Here is a 19,183-nt window from a genome sequence, read left to right as displayed (position 1 = left end):
CCAAATACGATGCCTGTCAGCACCGCTCGGTCTGGCGTTGACTTGCGGCCCGCATACCGGCGGTTCTACGGCGTTTGCTTCGGCTGCAAAGGTTCGATGAGTAGCCACGGCTCGTCGTCTATCAATTCTTTGTGCATCGCTTCCTGGCAGGCAAAACAGGTCAGGGACTTTTCCCCTCGAAAAAGTAACGGACCTAATCCGTAATTTCGCAACAGCTTCTAAGCCGTGCTGTGAATGACGCGCAGCGTCTTGCTGGTGATCCGCGTCTCGTGCGGATAGCCGAACGCATTGTTCACGTAGCGCACGCCGTCGATCTGCACATCGCGATTGACGTGGCTGTGGCCGTACACGTGGATATCCGAGCCGATCGCCCGCACCAACTGCTCGATCCGCGCACTGCCCAGCACCGGGTAGAGCATGCGCTTTCCAGGCGGGATGTACGCCGGCATCACGTCGATGCGCGGCAGGAAATGCGAGAACGACAGCGTCAGGTCGCCGCCCAGCCGCTCCGGCAGCACGTTCCGGCCCAGGAAGTAGTCGGCGATGTCGACATCCGCCCAGCCCTCGGGCCAGCGGCACGCGTGGAAATCCATCCATGCGTCGCGCAGCGCCGGACCCGGCGCCCCGAAGCTGCCGTCGTACCAGCCGAGCAGCGGCACGATCGCGACGCCCTCGACCACCTCGGCGCGCAGCATCGCTCCACTGTCCTCGGCCGCGCGCATCACCGCCGCGAACTTGTCGAGCGAGGTGACGGAGGCGGCATCGCGCGCGACCCACAGATCGTGATTGCCCGGCACGAAGAACACCTTGCGGAAACGCTGCGCAAGCTGCTCCAGGCACCATTGCAGCTGCGCGAGCGAATCGGTCAGATCGCCCGCCAGGATCAGCACGTCCTGCCGGTAGTCGCTGCGCGACAGCGCCGCCACCCAGCGGGCATTGGCCTCGAAATCGACATGCAGGTCGGACAACGCGAACAGGCGCATGATGGCGGGCTTTCCACGGAGACAGGACGGGATCGACGCGGACGCGCGCGGAACGGCGTCGCATGGGGCGCAGCGTAGCATGACGGCGCGCGCGGCGTCGGGCGCGACGCGCGCGGCCGGCCCCGCGCCCGCGTCACGGCAAACGCATCTGCCGGTGATAAATTGGCGACTTCGCCATGCGCACCGGGAGCCGTCATGCCGCCGTCAACGGGAACGTCGTGGAGTACGCTCGAGATCGTCCGGCTGGCCGTCGACATCCTGACGCCGCTGTCGGTCACCGCGCTCGGCTGGCTGATCAGCCGGCGCCTGAAGCGGCTCGAACTCGTGCAATGGACCAACCAGAAGCTGATCGAGAAGCGGCTCGACATCTACGACCGGATCGCGCCGCTGCTCAACCGGCTGCTGTGCTTCTACACCTGGGTCGGCGACTGGAAGGACATCACCCCCGACGAGGTGATCCGCACCAAGCGCGAGCTGGACAAGACCTTGCATCTCTACCGCCATCTGTTCGACGACGGCGTCTATCTCGCGTATCAGGACTTCATGCGCGCGCTGTTCGAGACGCACGCGGGCGCGGGACTCGACGCGAAGATCCGCTCGCACATCGAAAGCCCCGACGGCGATCGCGCGCGGCACGGCAGCCATGCGTGGCAAGCCGCCTGGGCACAGCGCTTCTCGACCGCCGACGTGGCCGACCGCGCTGAAGTGCGGCGCTTGTATCTGCGGATCATGACGACGCTGCGCGCGGCCCTCGGCGCCGATCGCTGACGCCGCGCCCGAGCCTCGCCGCGCGGCTCAACGCAACGACGCCCGCAGCGTCGCCTCGATATCCGCGAAGCCGGGCCGACGCGACGGCTCGATGTCGAGGCAGGCCGCCGCGAGCGCGCGGAGTTCGTCCGCGTCGCCGGCGCGCTCCGCCAGTTCTTCCAGCAGGCAGCCGAACGCCCGCACCTCCAGGCGCTGCAACGCCTGCGCATGCGCCGCGTCGTGCACGTCGTACAGCGACGCCGCGCCGAAGTCGCCCAGCAACACCGGCCCCGCGCCGCCATGCAGGATGTTGTGCGCATAGAGGTCGCCGTGCATGATGCCGCGCGCATGCAAGCGGCAGGCCGCCGAGGCGATGCCGTGCGCGAGCCGCAGCGCCGACGCCGCGTCGAGGCGCAGCGCCGGCGCATAGATGTCGCGCGTGCACGATGCCAGGCTCGGCGGCCCGGCCAGGTTCACGAACGCGGGATCGATCAGCGCCATGACGAGCCCCTGGGCCCCCTCCGGGTGGCCGCTTACCCTGCCGATCACCGGAATCAGGTTCGGGTGCGGGCCGGCATGAAGGCAGGCGGCCATCTCGCGGGCCGGCAAGCCGTCGCTCGTCACCGCCCCCTTGAACAGCTTCACGGCTACCGGTTGCGCGCCCCCCTCGGGCGTGCGCCACACAGCCCGGTGGATGATGCCCGAGGCCCCTTCTCCGAGCTTCTCGTCGAGCGACAGCGTGTTCCAGTCGATCTCGGCGACCGTCGTGTCCGCGGCCGCGGCAGCCTCCTGTTCCGCGCAGAAGGGATTGCCCGCATACGCGAGCCAGGCAAGCCGGGGCAGGCGCAACAGCCATTCGGGCAGGGCTTCCAGCTGATTCGCCGCGAGCCGCACGAGTTCGAGCCGCTCGCAGGCGGCCAGTTCGGCGGGCAATGCGCGCAGGCGGTTGCCCGCCAGCATCAGCTTCTGCAACGGCGCACAGCGACCGATCCCGGCAGGCAGCCGGTCGAGCGCGTTGTCGGTCAGGATCAACCAGCGCAACGCGGGCGGCAACGCGCCGCCCGGCACGGTGTCGATCCGGTTCGCCTTGAAGCCGATCATCTCCAGTTGCGGGCAGTCGCCCAGCACCTCGGGCAGCACGGTAAAGCGATTGTCGGAGGCGAACAGGATGCGCAGGCGGCTCAGCCGCGGCAAATCGTCGGGCAACGACGACAAGGCATTGCCCGACAGATCGAGCACTTCCAGCGTCTCGGCGAGATCGAATATCTCGCGCGGAAACTCGGTCAGGCCGCAAGCAAGCTTGAGTCGCCGGGCGCCTTTGAGTTGCCCGCGCTGCAGTTGTTCGAGGGAAGTCGTCACAGTGGATGCCGGGTTCGGGTGCTGCTGTCGGGTTGGTCGTCGTTTCGTGCCGTTTCGCGCGCATTTTACCCGGATCGCCGCCGCTCCGGCCATCGCTTCGGCGCGCCTCTTTACGACCTTTTTACTTGCCGGCGGAGGCGGAATCTCTAGAATATTCCGAACTTCAGCATGTGTATGCCGCTGCCATGAAAAGCCGATGTCGTCGACCGTCAGCCCCTCTCTCCGCCTGATCGGCAGGACCTCCGCGCGCCGCTGTTCTTGATCGCCGTCCTGCCCGCAGGCAGACGGTGCCCGCTGCAAACCCTCCGTGCACCTTGTTTCGACCCGACCCGAGCGGCGATTCGTTCACGCTCGGCACGTCGCGCGTCGCCGACGCATGTCCGCGAGGCCGTCGCGCGACCTCTTCTGGAAAGGAAGTGTGGTGATGAAAACGATCGAACTCCATCGCGCGCCGGACGGCGCGCGGTATCTGAGCGCGCATGAAATGGCGGCGCTCGTGCTGCTGCGCCACGCGCCGATCGACTCGCGCATCGACAACCCCGACGTGATCGCGCTGCTGGAAGCCGGGCTCGTCGAGCTGAGCCATGCGGCCGGCGACGACGTCCAGTTCGCGATCACGCAGGAAGGGCGCGCCGTGCTCCAGGCCTTGGGCGCATTGGACGAACGGCGCTGAGGGAAGTCGACGAGGTTTTTCCGTTTCCCGATTCCGCTCGAATATTTAGGCATACCTATTTTTGCATCGCCATCAAAGCTGCAACGTGTCATCACAACGAGGTCCATCATGTTTGAAATGAACAAGAACTACTCCCGCGAAGCCATCCATCGCGCGTGCGGCGGCAGCAAGCAGGCATTCCTGCCGACCAGGAACGGCAAGGTGGTCGCCGCCTGCCTGAGCCCCGCGCTGAATCCGCAGGCGCCCGACGTGATCATCTGCGACGGCGCGGCCGCGGTGCGCGCGGCCGGCAGAACCCTCGCGCGGCAAGGCGGCGCGATACCGGTCTTCATCAAGCTCGAAGTCGACCTGTTCCGCTATGTCGGCGAATTCGCGGTCGGCGAATCCCTGACCGCGCCGCTCGACTGCGCACCCTATATCCGTCACAGCGGCTTCACGATCGGGCAGGTGTCGCGCGTGATCAAGATGGTGCGCGGCTGACGCACGCCCGGTTGCCGCAGGCAGCGCGTCGGGCGCGCCAAGAGGCGAACGCATCCGACGCGCCGCGACAGGGCGGCACTCGCTGCGGCAGGGCGCGGCGGGTAAACTGTTCGCTCCGCCCCTCCCCGGCGCCCGCCATGCACGACACCCGCCTCCACCCCGTTCCGATCGGCGCCGCCTTCAAGCGCTGGCGTCGGCTGCATCGGATCAAGCAGGCGCACGCGGCCGCGCTGTTCGGCGTCGCGCAATCGACCATCTCGCGCTGGGAAAGCGGCCTTCACGACATGGAGCCCGCCGAGCGCGCGCGCGTCGAACACGTGTTGTCCGCCCGGCTCGACGCCCCCGCCGATCACGCGCTCGCGCGCCTCGTCCGGGAGAGCCCGCGCCCGGTCCACCTCGTCTGCGATCTCACGCATCGCCTGCTCGCGTGTTCGCCCACGCGCGCGGCCGAGTTCGGCGCGCCGCTCGCCGATCTGCTCGGCCGCTCGCTGTGGCGCTACGCCACGCCCGAGATCATGGGCCAGGAAGCCGCGCTCGATACGCTGGGATGGCGCGACAGCCTCGCGCCGCCGGCGCTGGAATTCGCGACGGGCGTGAACGGCTCGGCGATCGTGCCGATCCATGCGGGCCGTTGCCGCTGGACCCGCATGACGCTCGCCGACGGTACCTCGGCCCGCCTCGTCGAGACGCTGCGGCCGGCCGCGCATATTTCATGCGTGGACGCCGCGCGCGGCATTCCCTAGGATTGAAGTCCGGCCCGGCGCGCCACCACCTTTGGACTCCTGCATGGACCTCGACACCCTCAAGGGACGCCTCGCCTTCCTGCGCGAGGCGGAACGACTCAAGGACGTACTCCGCAGCGGCCACACCTCGTCCGGCCGCCCCGAAAGCACGGCCGAGCACAGCTGGCGTCTGTGCCTGATGGCGCTCGTGTTCAGCGACGCGCTCGACGGCGTCGATCCGCTGCGGATGCTCGGCATGTGCGTCGTGCACGATCTGGGCGAGGCGATCCACGGCGACATCCCCGCGACGGAGCAGCATGCGCATCCGGACAAAAGCGCGCGCGAGCGGCAGGACCTGCTGCATCTGAGCCGCGCGCTCGACGACGGCATGCGCGCGCGTCTCCTCGCGCTCTGGGATGACTACGAGCGCGCGGCCAGCCCCGAAGCGCGCGCGGTCAAGGCGTTCGACAAGCTGGAAACGATCCTGCAGCACGCGCAGGGCAAGAATCCCGACGATTTCGACTACGCGTTCAACCTCGCCTACGGGCGTCGGTACACGAGCGCCGCGCCCTTGTTCGAGGCGCTGCGCGCGCTCGTCGACGCCGACACGCAGGCGCGCATCGATACCCGGCCGGACGCGCAGGCCGAGGCATAGCGCGCCGGCCTCCGTCGCGCCCACCCCCGCGGCGGCCCCTTGGCGTCCGCGCCAACGCGCCGCCCGTTACGCTTACAATGGACTTCCATTGCGCCGCACCGCGCGCAACGTCCGGCGCCGCTCGCCCGCTGTTCCCGCAACACCGTCACCATGCGACCGGCTGCTTCGCCGCCTTCCCGGGCGGATCGGGGAACGCATCATGAACGACTCGGCGCATCTCGACATCTTCCGCTGGACCACGCTCGACGTGCCGGCTCCGGCCCGCTTCGATGCCTGGCGCGCGGACGGCGGCTGCGCCTACACGCTCGAGGACGACGCAGGCGTGCCGTTCGACTGGGCCTGCGAGGAAGCGGTGCTGGGGCCGCTGACGTTCGGCCGGCATACCTGGCTGCACCCGTCGCGGCCCGCGGTGATCGCGGCGAACCGCTCGCAGGCGCGCATCAACCTCGACAGCCTCGACGTCTATCAGTTCACGCTGCGACGCTCCGGCTCGCTCACGCTGCGCGGCCCGGCCGGCGAGGACATGAAGCGTCCGCACGAGCTGTTCGTCATCGATTCGACCGAACCCTTTCAATCGCAGGTGGTGACGGGCGAGGTGATCTGGCTCGCGATTCCCCGCGCGCTGCTGCCCGCCGCCGCGCACCATCTGCACGGGCAATCGCTGACGCACGGCGTCGCGCAGCTGTTCGCCGAGCACCTGCTCGCGCTCGCCCGCGCCCTGCCGCAACTCACGCCCGACGACCTGCCCCGGATCGCCCAGGCGACCACCCTGCTCGCCGGCGCAAGCGTGGCGCCCCGCCCCGACGTGCTGGAACAGGCGGATCCCGTGCTCGCGAGCGCCATCGTCAGGCGCGTGCGCCGCCATATCGAGCTGCATCTCGCCTCGCCGGACCTGACGCCCGCGCAGATCTGCAAGGCGGTCGGCGTCTCGCGCTCGCGCCTCTATCAGCTGTTCGAGCAGGACGGCGGCGTGATGCGGCAGATCCAGCGCCAGCGGCTCGAACTGATCCATCAGATCCTGTCGAATCCCGCGCGGCCGCGCGAATCGATCGAATCGCTCGCCTCGCGGTACGGCTTTCCCGACGGCAAGCACTTTTTCCGCGCGTTCAAAGCCGCGTTCGGGCATACGCCGGGCGAGACAGCCGAGCGCGCCGCCCGGAATCGCGAGGCATAGGTCGTCGCGCGGCCCGCCGGGCCGCCCCTGCATCGGTCGTGCCAGCAAACCCTACCTGTTCTGGCAGGGCCCGCGCGGGCTCCCGCGCGCCGCTGCCCGCGCCCGAATCTTCGCCTTGCGCTCCCGCGATCCGTTTCATACCGTATCCAATGCAGCCACGCACCGCATCCACCACCCGACCGGCGCCTCCCATGAGCCATCTGAGCGACTTTCTCGGCAGCGAGCATTTCTCGGCGGTCACCGGACGTCCCGGCGAACGCGTGCTCGACAGCCTGAACCGGATTTGCCCCGACATCGAGCGCTACATCGTCGAATTCGCCTACGGCGAGATCCATCAACGGCCCGGCCTGACGCTCCAGCAGCGCGAGCTGACCATCATCGTCGCGCTCGCCACGCTCGGCCACTGCGAGCCTCAGCTCAAGATCCACCTCGAGGCCGCGCTGCGGGTCGGCGTCTCGCGCACGGAGATCGTCGAGGCGCTGTTGCAGCTTGCCGTCTACGCGGGCTTTCCGACCGCGATCAATGCGCTGTGGGCCGCCCAGGCCGTCTTCGACGCCACGCCGGAAGAACCGGTGTACGACTAGCGCCGCCCCCGCTCACGCATCCGCGTTCAGCGGCACGTAGAAGCGCGCATTGCCCCGCTGCACGAGCAGCGCGACCCCGGTGCGCGCCGCGCCGACCTGCCATGCGAACTGCTCGACGCTCGCCACCGCGGTCTCGTTGACCGACAGCACGATATCGCCGGGCTTGAGCCCGAGGCGCGCGGCGCGCGCGCTCACGCGCTGCACCAGCAACCCCCGGTCGAGCTGCGCGCGCTGCAGTTCCTGCGGCGTGAGCGGCCGCACCGTCACCCCCAACGGCTCCGGCGCGGGCGCCGCATCCGGCGCGCCGCCCGGGCTTTGCAGGCCGCCCACCCGCACGCTCACGGGCAGCGCCCGGCCGCCGCGCCAGACCATCAGGTCGGCACGCGCGCCCGGCGCGAGCCGCGCGATCCGCGCGAGCAGGTCGGTCGTGTCGGCCACGCCCGCGCCGTCGAGCGCCTGCACCACATCGCCCGCGCGCAGGCCGGCCCGCGCACCGGGCCCGTCGGGCTCGGTCATCGTCACGAGCGCGCCGTCCGGACGCGCGAGCCCGAACGACTGCGCGAGCGGCTGGCTCATGTCCTGCAACCCGACGCCCAGCCGGCCGCGCCGCACGTAGCCGTTCGCGAGCAGCTGGTCCTTCACGTTCAGCGCGACATCGATCGGCACAGCGAACGAGATGCCCTGGTAGCCGCCCGTCTTCGAATAGATCATCGCGTTGATGCCGATCACGCGCCCGTTCAGGTCGAACAGCGGGCCGCCCGAATTGCCGGGATTGATCGGCACGTCGGTCTGGAGGAACGGCACATAGGTGTCGCCCGGCAGCGTGCGCCCCTTCGCGCCGACGATGCCGGCCGTCACCGTGTTCGCGAAACCGTAGGGCGAGCCGATCGCCACCACCCAGTCGCCCACCTGCACGCGCGCCGGATCGCCGGGCATGATCGCCGGCAGGTCGTCCGCCTCGACCTTGACCACCGCGATGTCGGACAGCGCATCGCTGCCGATCACGCGCCCCTTGAATTCGCGCTTGTCGGGCAGCTTCACGTCGACCATGCGCGCCTCGCCGACCACGTGGCGGCTGGTGACGATGTAGCCGTCCGCGCTGACGATGCAGCCCGAGCCGAGGCTCTGTTCCTCGCGGTCGCCGATCACGCGCCGCCCGAGCAGCGCCGCGAGCGGATGATCGGGCGGCACGCCGGGCGGCAGCCACGTCCCGACCTGCGCGACCTCGCGGGTCACGCTGATGTTGACCACCGCCGCGCCATAGCGCTTGACGAGCGGCGCGAAGCTCGGCGCGCCGGCGGGAACGACGGCCGCGAGCGGCGCGTCGGCGGCGGAGAGCGCGGCGGCCGCCGACGCGGCAGCCGGCGCGCCGATGCCCCATGCCGCACACGCGACGCCGATCAGCGCGCCCCGCCGGGCAAGCGTGCCCACGATCCTCCCGGTTCTCATCGCGCGTGCTCCCTGTCGCCTAGCGCGGCGGCGGCGGTGGCGAAAGCGGCGGCGGACGTTGCGGCTGCACCGAACGCCCCCAGTTGCCGCCGAAGCGGTTCTGCTCGCCCGACAGATTGAAGGTGCCGAGCCGGTTCGACGGCTGCGTCGCGCCCGCCTCGGCCGCGCTCACGCTCGACCCGGGCGCGTCGGGCGTCACGCTCGGCGCGAGCTGCTCCGACAGGCAGCTGTACGACAGCGCGCGCACGCCGTTCACTTCGGCCTGCACGCAGACCGGCCGCGATGCGCCGCCGGCAGGTTGCGCCGCGGGCGCGGGCGACTGCGCCCGCGCCCAGCCCGCCCAGGCCGCGCCCACCATCGCCGCGACGGCGGCCGCGCGCCGGCCCATCACGCCCGCTCCTGCTGACGCCGCTGCCGCTCGCGCTCATAGCGGTCGAGCAGGCGCGCGAAGGTACGCGACTCCACCGGCCCGACGGGCGGCAGGCTCGTCGCCACCACACGCGTCTGCCGCAGGATCGACTCCCAGCTGTTGATCGCTTCCGCCGACGGAAACGGCATATCGGCCGGCTCGCGGTAGTGCACCCGGAACAGCTGCGCGGCCTGCCCGGCCGGTGTCCAGAGATCGCCGGCGTCCTTGACGCGCGCATCGAACCAGAAGCGGAGCCAGTACGCGCCGCCGTCTGCCTGCGGCACCCGGATGAAGCCCGCCAGCACCAATAGCAGATGCGGCAGGTCGCGTTCGTCGAAGCCCCGGTAGGACCACAGGTTCAGCACGTCCGCGCACTGGATCAGGATCGCGAAACGTTCGAGCGTCAGCGAGGGCGCCAGCATCTGCATCCGCCGGTAATGCGCCTGCCAGCCCGCCAGGAAACGCGGGCGGTGGCCGAAGTCCGCCGCCGGCCCGCCGCGCTGCGCGACCGCGAGCCCCGCGAGTTCGTAGTGCGGCGTGGTCAGCGGACAACGCGCGTCGTCGCGGGCGTCCTGGTGCCGGAAGTAGCGGCGGCCGTGGCGCTGGCGATGCGTCGGCACCAGCTCTCCGCCGCACAGCGGACACCAGCGCGCGGCGCCCGACGCAGCGGCGGCCGACGCGGCGCCGTCGGCCGCCCCCGCGACCGGCGCGCGGAACGCATAGGTCTCGACGTAGCGTTCATCGAGCGGATGCAGCGTCTTGTCGTGACCGGTCATTGGGCGGCGCCGGCCAGCTGCTCGAGCGCCTGCTCGTCGAGCGTCGCCGCGCCCGGCGCGACCTGTTTCGCGAGATAGGCCTGCGCGTTCTGCTGTTCCCGCGCGGCGCGCAGCGACGCGCGCAGTTGCTCGCGCACCTCGGCCAACGGACGCGCGCCGGCCGGCCGCACCTCGATCAGCTTGACGAGATGCAGGCCCGTGTCGGTGCGCACCGGCTCGCTGATCTCGCCGGGCTTCAGCGCGGCCAGCGCCTGACGGATCGCCGGCACCAGCCGGTTCTCGTCGGTGAAGCCGAGATCGCCGCCCTGCGCCGCGCTCGCCGTGTCCTGCGACGACGCACGCGCGAGCGCGCCGAACTCCGTCCCCGGCGCACGCGCCCGGCGCAGCAGCTCGGCCGCCTGCTTGCGCGCCTTCGCGAGCGTCGCCGCGTCGGCGTCGGCCGGCACGGCCAGATAGATCTGCGCGACATGCAGCGCGCGCGGCGTCGCGAACAGCGCGCGATTGCCGTCGTACGCGGCCTGCAGCTCGGCGTCCGACGGATAGTCGGCGGGCGGCGCGCTGACCGATGCCAGATAGCTGCGGAACACCGCCTCGCGCTGCGCAGCCTCGACCAGCGCGCGCACCCGGTCCTGGCGATCCCAGTCCCTCGATTTCGCCTCGTTCACCAGCACCTGCTCGGCGAGCCGCGCGCGCACGAGGCGCGTCAGCAGCGCCGGCTCCGCCGCGAGCCGCGTCTGCGCGTCCGGGCCCAGCGCCGCGACGAGCGCGGCCACGTCCGCGCGCGTCAGCCTGACGTCGCCCGCGCGGGCGACCACCTCGTCCTGCGCCGCGCGGGCCGGGCCCAGCGCGGCGAGCGTGGCGAGCACGAGCCCGCCTGTCATCGCCTTCCAAGTCTTCACGATCGGTTCACTCCCTATCTGTTTCGCTGATGAATGAGCGGGGGCGTCACGACGCCGCCGCTACTGCGCCGCGAAGCCGAAACGCACGACGATCGGCTGGCGCATGCCGCGCGGCGGCGGCGAGGCCATCGCCTGACGCAACAGCAGCGCGCGCAGCGCCGCCTCCGCCTGCGGGTCGTCGAGCGGCGGCCATTCGACGCGCGTCACCCGGCCATGCGCATCGAGCCAGGTCGAGATCGGCAGCTCGATGCGCGGCTGTCCGGCCGCGCGTTGCTCGAAAAACGCATAGAAGCGCTGCGCGTCGGCGTTGTCCTCGTCGAGCGCCGCATGCAGCCGCGCCGACACCTGCTGCGCGTACGCGACCCAGGCGGGGGGCGCATCGCCGGCCCGCACCGGCGCGGATTGCGCGCGCGCGCCGCCCGTGACGAGCGCGCACAGCGTCGCGCCCAGCAGCGCCGCCCGGCCGCGCCAGTTCATGACGCGGCGAGCGCGGGACCGGAGGCCGCCGCGCCCGCGGCGGCCTCCGCCTCGGCCAGCGCCGGGCGATTGCGCAGATGCAGCAGGAACTCCTGCAGCAGGCGATCCCACAGTTCGATCGACGCGCGCAGGTAACGCGGGCTCACGCCGCCCGCGACCATCACGTCGTGTTCGAGCACGACGAACGGCCCCTGCTGCGACAGCCGCGCGAAACGCCGCGTGCGGTTCCAGCCCGGCACCAGTTCCGCCGGCAATTCGCCCTGCACCTGCAGCGCGCAGCTGAAGGTCCAGTCGATATAGGCCGCCTGCCGGTCGTCCGGCGTCACGGCCGGATTGCCGAACGACACCGCGAAACCGATGCCCTGGCTCGCGCTCAGCAGCTGCACGACGCCGTTCTGCTCCGCGAGCGTCACGCGATAGCCCGCGTCCTTGAAGACGTCCGCGAGGCCGTCGGCCGTGAGGCTGTCGATCAGGGCGGCGGTTTGATGATCTGTCATGTCGTGGTCCTCGGAAAAATGATGGCCGGCGCGGCTCAAGGCGTCGCGCCCGATGCGGGAACGGCGGCGCGCGGGTCGTACTTGCCGTCGTAGAGGCGGTCGCCGTAGCGCTGCGCGATCTCGTCGTACTTCACGCGCGCGCCCTGCGCGAACGGTTCGCGCGAGCGCAGGAAAGTGCCCAGCCCGACCTGCTCGTAGGCGCCCAGGATCTCCTGCCCCACCGCGTACAGCGCCGCGTTCTTCGCCTCGCAGCGCGCGAGCTGCGCCCCCTTCGCCTGCAGTTCGCCCTGCGCGTGCGCGTCGCCCGCCTCGCGCGCGGCTTGTTGCGCGCGCAACGCATCGCGTTCGCCGCGCAGCTGGGCGAGCTGCTTCTCGTCCTGCACCCGCGCGCTGCGCGCGGCGGCCAGCTCGCGCGCCGCCGCCGCGTCGCCGCGCCCCTGGCCCTTGAGCTTCGCCAGTTCGGCCTGCGCCTCCTTGAGGTCGGCCTGCGCGCGGTCGCGCTGCTGTTCGAGCTGCGCGCGGTCCGCGCCCTGCCGGTCCTGCAGCTCGCGCAATTGCTGCGTCGTCGCGCGCAGCTGGGTGCGCAGCTTCTCTTCGAGGCTCTGCGCCTGCGCCAGCCCGGCGCAGCCGCCCAGCACCGCGATCACGATCCAGTCACGCGTTTTCATGGCGGCCTCAGAAGCGAGCATTGAGTTCGATCTGCAGCACGTCGATCGACATCGGCGGGCCGTAGATTTCACGCGCGCTCAGGTAGCGCGCCGACAGCCACGTGTCGCGCGCGACCGCATACGAGGCGCTCAGGATGTAGCCCTTCGCGTTGGTGCCGCCGAGATGGAAATCCGGATCGGTGAACGCGTCGAGCACCGCATCGGGTTGCAGGTACTTGTAGCCGACCGAGAAATTCCAGTCGCCCTTCCTGCGCGGCTCCGGCTCGCCCAGCATCGCGCGTGCGAGGAAGCCGTTCGGGCCGCTCTGGAAGTCGCCCCGCGTCGGCGTCGGCGAATTGGAGTTGTAGTTGTTGACGGGCAGCGACGCGGCGGAGAACGCCTGGTTCTCGTTGTAGGCGAGGTTGCGCACGTACTCGCCGTCGAGACGCAGCTTCACGCGGTCCGCGATCTTCGTATCCCACTGCAGCTTGATGTCGAGCAGACGGTAGTCGAAGGCGAGGCCGAACAGCTGCGGCATCGGCGTCATGCCCGGCGCCTTGGTCGGGTCCTGGACGATGTTGCGCAGCGCGATCAGCGAGTTGCCCTTCTGCATGAAGGCCGGCGCTTCGTTGTCGGTGCTGCAGCTCGTCTGGCCCAGGTACAGCGAGCACGGCTGCGACAGCGTGCCCTTCATGTTGCGGAAGTCGTAGTAGGCGATCGCGCCCTTCAGGCGGTTCTGCGTGTCGATCTTCCATTCCGCGCCGAACTGCGCGCCGAACATCCACTTCATGTCGGTGCCGCTCTTGTCGATGCTGTTCGACGGGAAGTTGTCGGCCGTGTACTGGATCGGAAACGCGCCCAGCGTGCCGAACACCGTCACGTCGGGCCGGCCCGGCAGCGCGCGGCGGAAATTCGCCGCGATCCCGTCGAACTCGAGGTCGCTCGAATACAGCAGGTCCGACGAGAAGAACGGATTGTCGAAGCGGCCCGCCGACAGGTTGAACCACGGCGTCGGCTGGTACTTGATGTACGCCTTGTTCAGCCAGATGTTCTTCTTCGCGAAGCCGCCGCCCGCGGTCGCGGTGGTCGACACCGGGCCGTTGTCGTTGCCGGTCGCGAGCTGGATGCCCGTGCTGAATTCGTCGGACAGCACCGCCGTGATGCCGAAGCGCGCGCGCAGGCGCAGCAGGTTGTTGCGGTTCTCCGAATTGTTGAGCGTCGGCGGCAGCGCGTGGCTCGTGTTCGAATTGACGTCGTACGGGCTGCCGGAATTGATGCCCGCGAAATTGGTCAGGCCCGTCGCGTTGTGGCTCGAGAACAGCCGGTATTCGTCGCGCACGCGCATGTCGCCGTCGAGCGTGATGCGCGACACCCAGTCCGGGAACGTGTTCGGCTGCGCCCAGTTCTCCGACTTCGCCTGCGCGATCACTTCCTGCTTCACCTCGTCGCGGATCTGCTCGCGCACCACCTGCGGCACGTAGGGCACGCGCACCTCGCCCGCCTGCGCGAGCGCGCCGCCCGCCACCGCCGCGCCCGCCCCGGCGGCGGCCGGCCGGCCCGCCGCCGCCGCGCGCGCCTGCGCCGCTTCCTGCTGCGCCTCGCGGATCAGGTCGGTCGCGTTCTGCTGGGTCAGCACGCCACGCTTCACGAGCAGGTTGATCAGGTTGATCACCGTGCTCTGCGTCGGGCCGGCGGAACCGGACGCCGCCTGCGTTTCGAGCGACTGCGCATGGACGCCCGCGCCCCACGCCATGCCGAGCGCGGCGAGCGCCGCCCAGCCGATACGCGTGCGGCAGGGCCGTCGGGCGGCCTGAACTTGCTTGCGGCGGCCCCCGGCCGTCTGGTTCTGCATGCTCTTCTCCACTTGATGTCGATATAGGTAGGCAGGACTGCGCGGCGCGCCGTCAGGTCCGCCTGCCGTTCAGCTCGATTCGGAATTCGCGGTTGCCCGGCGTCCCCCCAGGCGGCGGCGCCTCGTCGAACTTGCCGAGGCCGCGCAGCGCATCGGCGATCGCGTCGTCGAGCTGGGCCGTGCCCGACGAACGCTCGATCGTCGCGCGCACGATCCGCCCCGACGCGTCGAGCGTCAGGCGCACCGCGCCGTTGAAACGCGAGCCGCCACTGTCCTGCACGCGCTTGTCGCGCGACAGCAGCTGCTCGACCTGGTAGCCGAGGTACTTCGCATAGGTCGCGTTGCCGAAGCTGCCGGTGCCGCCGCCGCCGCCGGCCATCCCGCCGCCGTCGCCCGCCGCGATGCCGAAGCCGTCGGTGCCCGCCTGCGCGGGCGCGTTCATCGTCATCTGCTTCGGCAGGTTGTCGGCCGGCTTCGGCGCCTCGCTCGGCTTCGGCGCGGGCGACGGCTGCGGCACGGACGTCTTCGGTTCTTCCCGCGGCTTCGGGCGGGCGTTCCTTCGGCGGCGGCGGCGGGGCGGCGGCGGCAACGGAATCACCGTCGTCACCTTGGGCGCCTCCGCGCGCTTCACGCCGGCCTTGTCGCCGGCAAGCTGCCAGACGAGCACGGCGAAGCCGAGCGCGGCGAGCGCGATCGCCGCCGGCTTCACGAACCGGCGCGCGCCCTTGGGCGGTTCGCCGCCGTTGTAGGTCATGTCCATGAGGGTCCGCCGCCTAGCCTGCCTTGCCCTTGCCGGTGACGAGGCCGACCTGCGTCAGCTCGAGGCGGCGCAGCAGGTCGAGCACGTCCATCACCTTCTGGTACGCGACGGTCGAATCGCCCTTGAGCACGATCGGGAAATCCGGCTCCTGCGCCTTCTGCAGGCGCAGCCGGTCCTCCAGCTCGGCCAGCGTGACCGGATAGGTGTCGAGGTAGATCTGCCCCGCGTCGGACACGGTGATCGCCTTGGTCTTCGGCTTCGCGAGGCTCGCGGCCGAGCTGGCCTTCGGCAGATCGACCTTGATCCCCTGCACCGACGCGGTGGTCATGATGATGAAGATGACGAGCAGCACGTACGCCAGGTCCAGCATCGGCGTGATGTTGATGTCGTCGTAGGGCTTATCGTCGTCCTGGACCTGCATCGCACGCTCCTCAGTTCGCCGCCAGCGAGTGATCGGGATTGCTGTGCGCTTCGGCGAGGCGCGTGACGAATTCGTCGACGAATACCTGCATGTTCGCGGTCACGTTCTTGTTGCGGACCAGCAGGTAGTTGTAGCCGAACAGCGCCGGGATCGCGACGAACAGGCCGGCGACGGTCGCGAGCAGCGCCGCCGCGATGCCGGGCGCGATCGCGTTGACGTTGACGTCGCCCGCCGCGGCGATCGCCGCGAACGTGATCATCACGCCGACCACCGTGCCCAGGAGCCCGAGGAACGGGCCGCCCGAGATCGCGATCGTCAGCAGCACCATCGATTTCGACAGGCGCTGGTTCTCGCGCACGAGGGTCGCGTCCATCGAGGCGCGGATCGCCTCGATCGATTCCGCCGTGATCAGCGTGCGGCCGTTGGCGTCGACGCGGCTGTGGATTTCCGCGACCCCGGCGCGATACAGCCGATACAGCGGGGACTGCGCGAGCCGCCGCCCCTCGGTACTTTTCTCGTCGGTGTGCGCGAGCCCGACCAGATGGCGGCCGGCCACCGCGCGGAAACGCTCGACGAAGAAGTGGTTGGCCTTGTCGACCTGGCCGACGTAGTGCGCCTTGGTCCACATCACGACCCACGAGATGAAGGCCATCACGAGCAGCACGGCGATCACGACCCAGGCGTCGACCGTCACCGAATGCACGATCACGCCGAAGTAGCCGAAACCGAAGCCCGACTGCTTCTCGTCCGCGCCGTACGCGACGAGCTTCGACTCCGCGCCCTCGGACAGCGCCTCGACCGCGACCGACGCCGCCGGGCGCGCGACCTTCGACAGGCGCAGTTCGTCGATCTGGCCGCTGTAGGCGGCATAGCCGCCGTTCGCGTTCGGCGCGTCGCCGCCCACCAGGGCCGGCGCGTCGAGCGCGGGCAGCGCGTCCGGCACCTGCGCCGCGACCTTGCCGCCGACGTAGAGCGTGACGGCCTTGCCGTCCGCCGTCACGGTGACGAGGCTCCACTGGCCGGCCGCGACCGGGGCCGTGGCCTGCGCGCGCTGCGGACCGGCGCCGCCGTCGACCTCGACGAACGGCACGCCGTTGTCGAGCCCGATCAGCAGCGCGTTCGCGCCGGCGCGGCGGCTGTAGACCAGCGTGCGCGGCGCCAGCGCGGCGGGCTTCAGCCAGGCGCTGAAGCTCCAGGCCCCGCCCGCCGCGATCGCGAGGGACGGCGATGCGGGCAGCGCGAGCGGCGCGGCGCCGCCGTCGAACTGCGCGGCATGGCCGACGATGCCGTCTTCCGAGATCCGGGCCGGGGCGTTCTGCGCGTGGTTGCCGTAGGCCGTCTGGTCCTTCGGCGGCGCGCCCGTCGCCCCGCCGAAGTGGTAGACGAGCGTGTAGTCCGGGTCGAACGTGTCGGCAGGCTTGCCGCCGTCGGGCGCCTTCTTGTTGCCGTAGTACATCCAGATGTTCTGCGCCGCGCCGGCCGGCAGCTGCGGCACGTCGACCCAGATCAGCGCGACGCCGAGCACCGCGTCGTACTGCTCGACGTGATAGTGCAGCGGCGTCTTGTCGTCGGCCGCGACGAAGCGGATATCCGCGCCGTTGTCCTGCAGCCCGTCGAACTGGAAATTGCCCGAATGCAGGCGGATCAGCAGCGGCACGCGGCCGGCCGACTCGGTCAGGTTCGCCCCCTTGGGCGTGGTGTCGATCGTGATCGCCTTGCGATACGACCAGTCGTCCTGCCACCACGCCTGCGCGGCGCCGGGCAGATAGCCCAGCAGCACCGCGATCATCATCAACCACGCTCGCTTCAACATCCGATCCCCCGATTCAGCCAATGCCGCGTCGCGCGCGACGCGGCGCCGATTAAGAACACTCAGAAACTCATCCGCACATAGAAATCGAAGCGCGGGCTGTAGGCCTTCGTGTAGACCCCCGCCCGCAACGGCCAGCCCGCCTCGAAATCCGCGCTCGCATATTTGAAAAGGCGCAGCCGCGCGCCCACGCCGACGCTGAGCAGGTTGAACGTCGAGGTCTGCTGCGGCAGCGGGCTCGCGAGCCACAGATGCGCGGCGTCGACGAACGCGTGGAAGCGCCAGTCGTTCATGAAGCCGCCGACGTAGGGCGCGAGCGACGGCGTGCGCAATTCGATCGAGCCGAGCACACCGCTGTCGGCCGTGGCCTCCGCGGACTGGTAGCCGCGCACGCTGTTGATGCCGCCCGCCGCGAACTGCTCGCTCGACACGAGCGGCCCGTTGGCGAACTGCGCGCTCGCGCGCGCGTTCGCCTGCATGCCGTTGCCGAAGTCCTGCGTGTGATTGACGTCGAACTTGCCGTAGATGAAGTTCGGCGTGGCGTTGTAGCGCTTCGCGTCGAAGGCGTCCCAGTTGCTGCCGATGCCGCGTACCCCGGCCGTCATCGCGACCGAGAAGCTGGTCTGCGACGACTTGCGCACGAGCTGGCCGTTGTACGAGAACGTCACGGGCACGTAGGTCAGCGGCGCCTGCGAGACCTGATCGCCGATCCGCACGTTCTCGTCGTAGCGCTTGCGGTCGATCTCGATGCTGACGGTCTGCGCATAGGTTTCGCTGGTCGGCAGCGCATAGATCGCGGTCAGGCCGTAGGTGGTGCCCTTGCCGAGCACCGTGGTGCCGCCGACCGCCGCGCTGCCCGCGCCGTACGAGGTGACGTCGCTGTCCGAGTGGATCACCGTCGCGAGGAAGCTCCAGTGCGAATCCCGCAGCGGCGCGAGGTACGAGAACGAGTACACGCGCGCGTTGTTCGGATGCTGCGGCGCGATCACGTAGGTGCCCGACACCACGTGGCCCAGCTGCCACAGATTCGCGTAGCTGAGCGTCGCGCTGGTGCGCAGCGTCGATGTGTTCGGGCTCGCGGCGTTGTTCAGTTCGAGTGCGCCGTGCCACGGGCTGTGATCGTCGACCTTCAGGTTCACGTCGACCGTCTGCGGCAGCGCGCCCGGCTTCAGCACCGGAATCACCTGGCGGTCCGCCGTCCGGTTCAGGTCGGTCAGCTGCTGCTGCGCCTGCGTGAAGTCGGGCACGCCGCCCTCGGCGAGCGCGGGCACCGCGTCGCGGATCAGCTGCGGCGACGCGTAGTGCGCGCCCTCGACGCGCAGGCGGCCGATCCGCGCCTCGGTGACCTGCAGCACGATCACGCCTTCCTTCACCTGCTGCGTCGGCACCTCGACGACGACCGACTGATAGCCCTTGTCCTGGTAGATCTTCTGCAAGGCGTCGCGCGCGGCGTAAACGTCGGTCAGCGAGCGGCCCGGCCCTTCGAACGGATAGACGGCGCGCTCGATGTCCACGCTCGGCAGCACGCTGTTGCCGCGCACGACGAACTCGTTGATGTCGAACGCGGCCGGCGCGCCCTGCGCGGGAGCCGCGCCGTGCGTGGACGCCGCGCCCGCATTCGCGCCGCCGTCCGTCTGCCCGTATGCCGCCGTCGCCGCCATGATCCCCCCCGCCACCGCGGCCCGCAGCCATCCGAGCCGCCGGCCGTCCGCTTCCCCGTCAAACCTGGGCGTCATCCCGCCACTCCTTCGTGATCCGTCGACGAGCCCGCTGATCTGCCGGCGACGCTATTGGATTTTTCAAGTCGTG

General features: G+C 70.2%; 21 protein-coding genes and 1 pseudogene. 7 read left to right on the top strand and 15 right to left on the bottom strand.

Annotated features, from left to right (window positions below):
- Positions 1-2 precede the first annotated feature (2 nt).
- Positions 3-137 (bottom strand): annotated as a pseudogene (locus Bsp3421_RS06445) (IS5/IS1182 family transposase); the annotation flags it as partial.
- Between the two features lie 81 nt (positions 138-218).
- The gene (locus Bsp3421_RS06440; RefSeq protein WP_273997512.1) at positions 219-983 is read right to left on the bottom strand and encodes a metallophosphoesterase family protein; all 765 of its coding nucleotides are present in this window, start codon (positions 981-983) and stop codon (positions 219-221) included.
- A gap of 195 nt (positions 984-1,178) precedes the next feature.
- Between Bsp3421_RS06440 and Bsp3421_RS06435 the strand changes: the two genes are divergently transcribed.
- The gene (locus tag Bsp3421_RS06435; RefSeq protein ID WP_273997511.1) at positions 1,179-1,751 is read left to right on the top strand and encodes a hypothetical protein; all 573 of its coding nucleotides are present in this window, start codon (positions 1,179-1,181) and stop codon (positions 1,749-1,751) included.
- Positions 1,752-1,778: 27 nt separating this feature from the next.
- Here Bsp3421_RS06435 and Bsp3421_RS06430 read toward each other — a convergent pair whose 3' ends face one another.
- A complete protein-coding gene (locus Bsp3421_RS06430) occupies positions 1,779-3,089 on the bottom strand; it encodes a leucine-rich repeat-containing protein kinase family protein (RefSeq protein WP_273997510.1) in 1,311 nt (436 codons plus the stop codon).
- A gap of 424 nt (positions 3,090-3,513) precedes the next feature.
- Here Bsp3421_RS06430 and Bsp3421_RS06425 point away from each other — a divergent pair, with 424 nt between their 5' ends.
- The 6 genes from Bsp3421_RS06425 (at position 3,514) to Bsp3421_RS06400 (ending at position 7,377) form a co-directional block, all read left to right on the top strand.
- Positions 3,514-3,762: a hypothetical protein gene (locus Bsp3421_RS06425; RefSeq protein ID WP_273997509.1), complete on the top strand. Its 249-nt coding sequence runs from the start codon at positions 3,514-3,516 to the stop codon at positions 3,760-3,762.
- Positions 3,763-3,870: 108 nt separating this feature from the next.
- Entirely contained in the window at positions 3,871-4,242 is a 372-nt protein-coding gene (locus tag Bsp3421_RS06420; RefSeq protein ID WP_273997508.1) for a hypothetical protein, read from the top strand.
- 137 nt (positions 4,243-4,379) lie between these two features.
- The gene (locus tag Bsp3421_RS06415) at positions 4,380-4,985 is read left to right on the top strand and encodes a helix-turn-helix domain-containing protein (RefSeq protein WP_273997507.1); all 606 of its coding nucleotides are present in this window, start codon (positions 4,380-4,382) and stop codon (positions 4,983-4,985) included.
- A 43-nt stretch (positions 4,986-5,028) separates the two neighbouring features.
- The gene (locus Bsp3421_RS06410; protein ID WP_273997506.1) at positions 5,029-5,619 is read left to right on the top strand and encodes an HD domain-containing protein; all 591 of its coding nucleotides are present in this window, start codon (positions 5,029-5,031) and stop codon (positions 5,617-5,619) included.
- A 199-nt stretch (positions 5,620-5,818) separates the two neighbouring features.
- A complete protein-coding gene (locus tag Bsp3421_RS06405; RefSeq protein ID WP_273997505.1) occupies positions 5,819-6,793 on the top strand; it encodes a helix-turn-helix domain-containing protein in 975 nt (324 codons plus the stop codon).
- Positions 6,794-6,984: 191 nt separating this feature from the next.
- Positions 6,985-7,377, top strand: coding sequence for a carboxymuconolactone decarboxylase family protein (locus tag Bsp3421_RS06400; RefSeq protein ID WP_273997504.1), 393 nt, complete (start codon positions 6,985-6,987; stop codon positions 7,375-7,377).
- Positions 7,378-7,389: 12 nt separating this feature from the next.
- Here Bsp3421_RS06400 and Bsp3421_RS06395 read toward each other — a convergent pair whose 3' ends face one another.
- The 12 genes from Bsp3421_RS06395 to Bsp3421_RS06340 all read right to left on the bottom strand — a co-directional run bounded on the left by Bsp3421_RS06395 (position 7,390) and on the right by Bsp3421_RS06340 (position 19,110).
- On the bottom strand, positions 7,390-8,826 hold the full coding sequence (locus Bsp3421_RS06395; protein WP_273997503.1) for a Do family serine endopeptidase: 1,437 nt from the start codon (positions 8,824-8,826) through the stop codon (positions 7,390-7,392).
- A 19-nt stretch (positions 8,827-8,845) separates the two neighbouring features.
- The gene (locus tag Bsp3421_RS06390) at positions 8,846-9,214 is read right to left on the bottom strand and encodes a hypothetical protein (RefSeq protein ID WP_273997502.1); all 369 of its coding nucleotides are present in this window, start codon (positions 9,212-9,214) and stop codon (positions 8,846-8,848) included.
- Complete coding sequence (locus Bsp3421_RS06385) at positions 9,214-10,011, bottom strand: hypothetical protein (RefSeq protein WP_273997501.1); 798 nt, start codon at positions 10,009-10,011, stop codon at positions 9,214-9,216. The genes Bsp3421_RS06390 and Bsp3421_RS06385 overlap by 1 nt, the downstream gene beginning before the upstream one ends.
- Positions 10,008-10,910, bottom strand: a complete 903-nt coding sequence (locus tag Bsp3421_RS06380) for a peptidylprolyl isomerase (RefSeq protein ID WP_273997500.1) — start codon at positions 10,908-10,910, stop codon at positions 10,008-10,010. Before Bsp3421_RS06380 ends, Bsp3421_RS06385 begins: the two co-directional genes overlap by 4 nt.
- A gap of 60 nt (positions 10,911-10,970) precedes the next feature.
- Positions 10,971-11,387 (bottom strand): hypothetical protein, encoded by a 417-nt coding sequence (locus Bsp3421_RS06375; protein ID WP_273997499.1) that lies wholly within the window; start codon positions 11,385-11,387, stop codon positions 10,971-10,973.
- A complete protein-coding gene (locus Bsp3421_RS06370) occupies positions 11,384-11,884 on the bottom strand; it encodes a YbjN domain-containing protein (RefSeq protein WP_273997498.1) in 501 nt (166 codons plus the stop codon). Before Bsp3421_RS06370 ends, Bsp3421_RS06375 begins: the two co-directional genes overlap by 4 nt.
- Positions 11,885-11,919: 35 nt before the next feature.
- The gene (locus tag Bsp3421_RS06365; protein WP_273997497.1) at positions 11,920-12,552 is read right to left on the bottom strand and encodes a hypothetical protein; all 633 of its coding nucleotides are present in this window, start codon (positions 12,550-12,552) and stop codon (positions 11,920-11,922) included.
- A gap of 7 nt (positions 12,553-12,559) precedes the next feature.
- On the bottom strand, positions 12,560-14,284 hold the full coding sequence (locus Bsp3421_RS06360; protein ID WP_443111494.1) for a putative porin: 1,725 nt from the start codon (positions 14,282-14,284) through the stop codon (positions 12,560-12,562).
- A gap of 151 nt (positions 14,285-14,435) precedes the next feature.
- On the bottom strand, positions 14,436-15,143 hold the full coding sequence (locus tag Bsp3421_RS06355; protein WP_273997495.1) for an energy transducer TonB family protein: 708 nt from the start codon (positions 15,141-15,143) through the stop codon (positions 14,436-14,438).
- 13 nt (positions 15,144-15,156) lie between these two features.
- Complete coding sequence (locus Bsp3421_RS06350) at positions 15,157-15,564, bottom strand: ExbD/TolR family protein (protein ID WP_273997493.1); 408 nt, start codon at positions 15,562-15,564, stop codon at positions 15,157-15,159.
- Between the two features lie 10 nt (positions 15,565-15,574).
- Complete coding sequence (locus Bsp3421_RS06345) at positions 15,575-17,377, bottom strand: DUF2341 domain-containing protein (RefSeq protein ID WP_273997491.1); 1,803 nt, start codon at positions 17,375-17,377, stop codon at positions 15,575-15,577.
- Between the two features lie 59 nt (positions 17,378-17,436).
- A complete protein-coding gene (locus tag Bsp3421_RS06340) occupies positions 17,437-19,110 on the bottom strand; it encodes a ShlB/FhaC/HecB family hemolysin secretion/activation protein (protein ID WP_273997490.1) in 1,674 nt (557 codons plus the stop codon).
- Positions 19,111-19,183 lie beyond the last annotated feature (73 nt).

It is taken from the genome of Burkholderia sp. FERM BP-3421 (assembly GCF_028657905.1).
GTDB lineage: Bacteria > Pseudomonadota > Gammaproteobacteria > Burkholderiales > Burkholderiaceae > Burkholderia.
The sequence above is the reverse complement of the archived record's forward strand: the minus strand, read 5'-3'. Positions and strand labels throughout refer to the sequence as shown.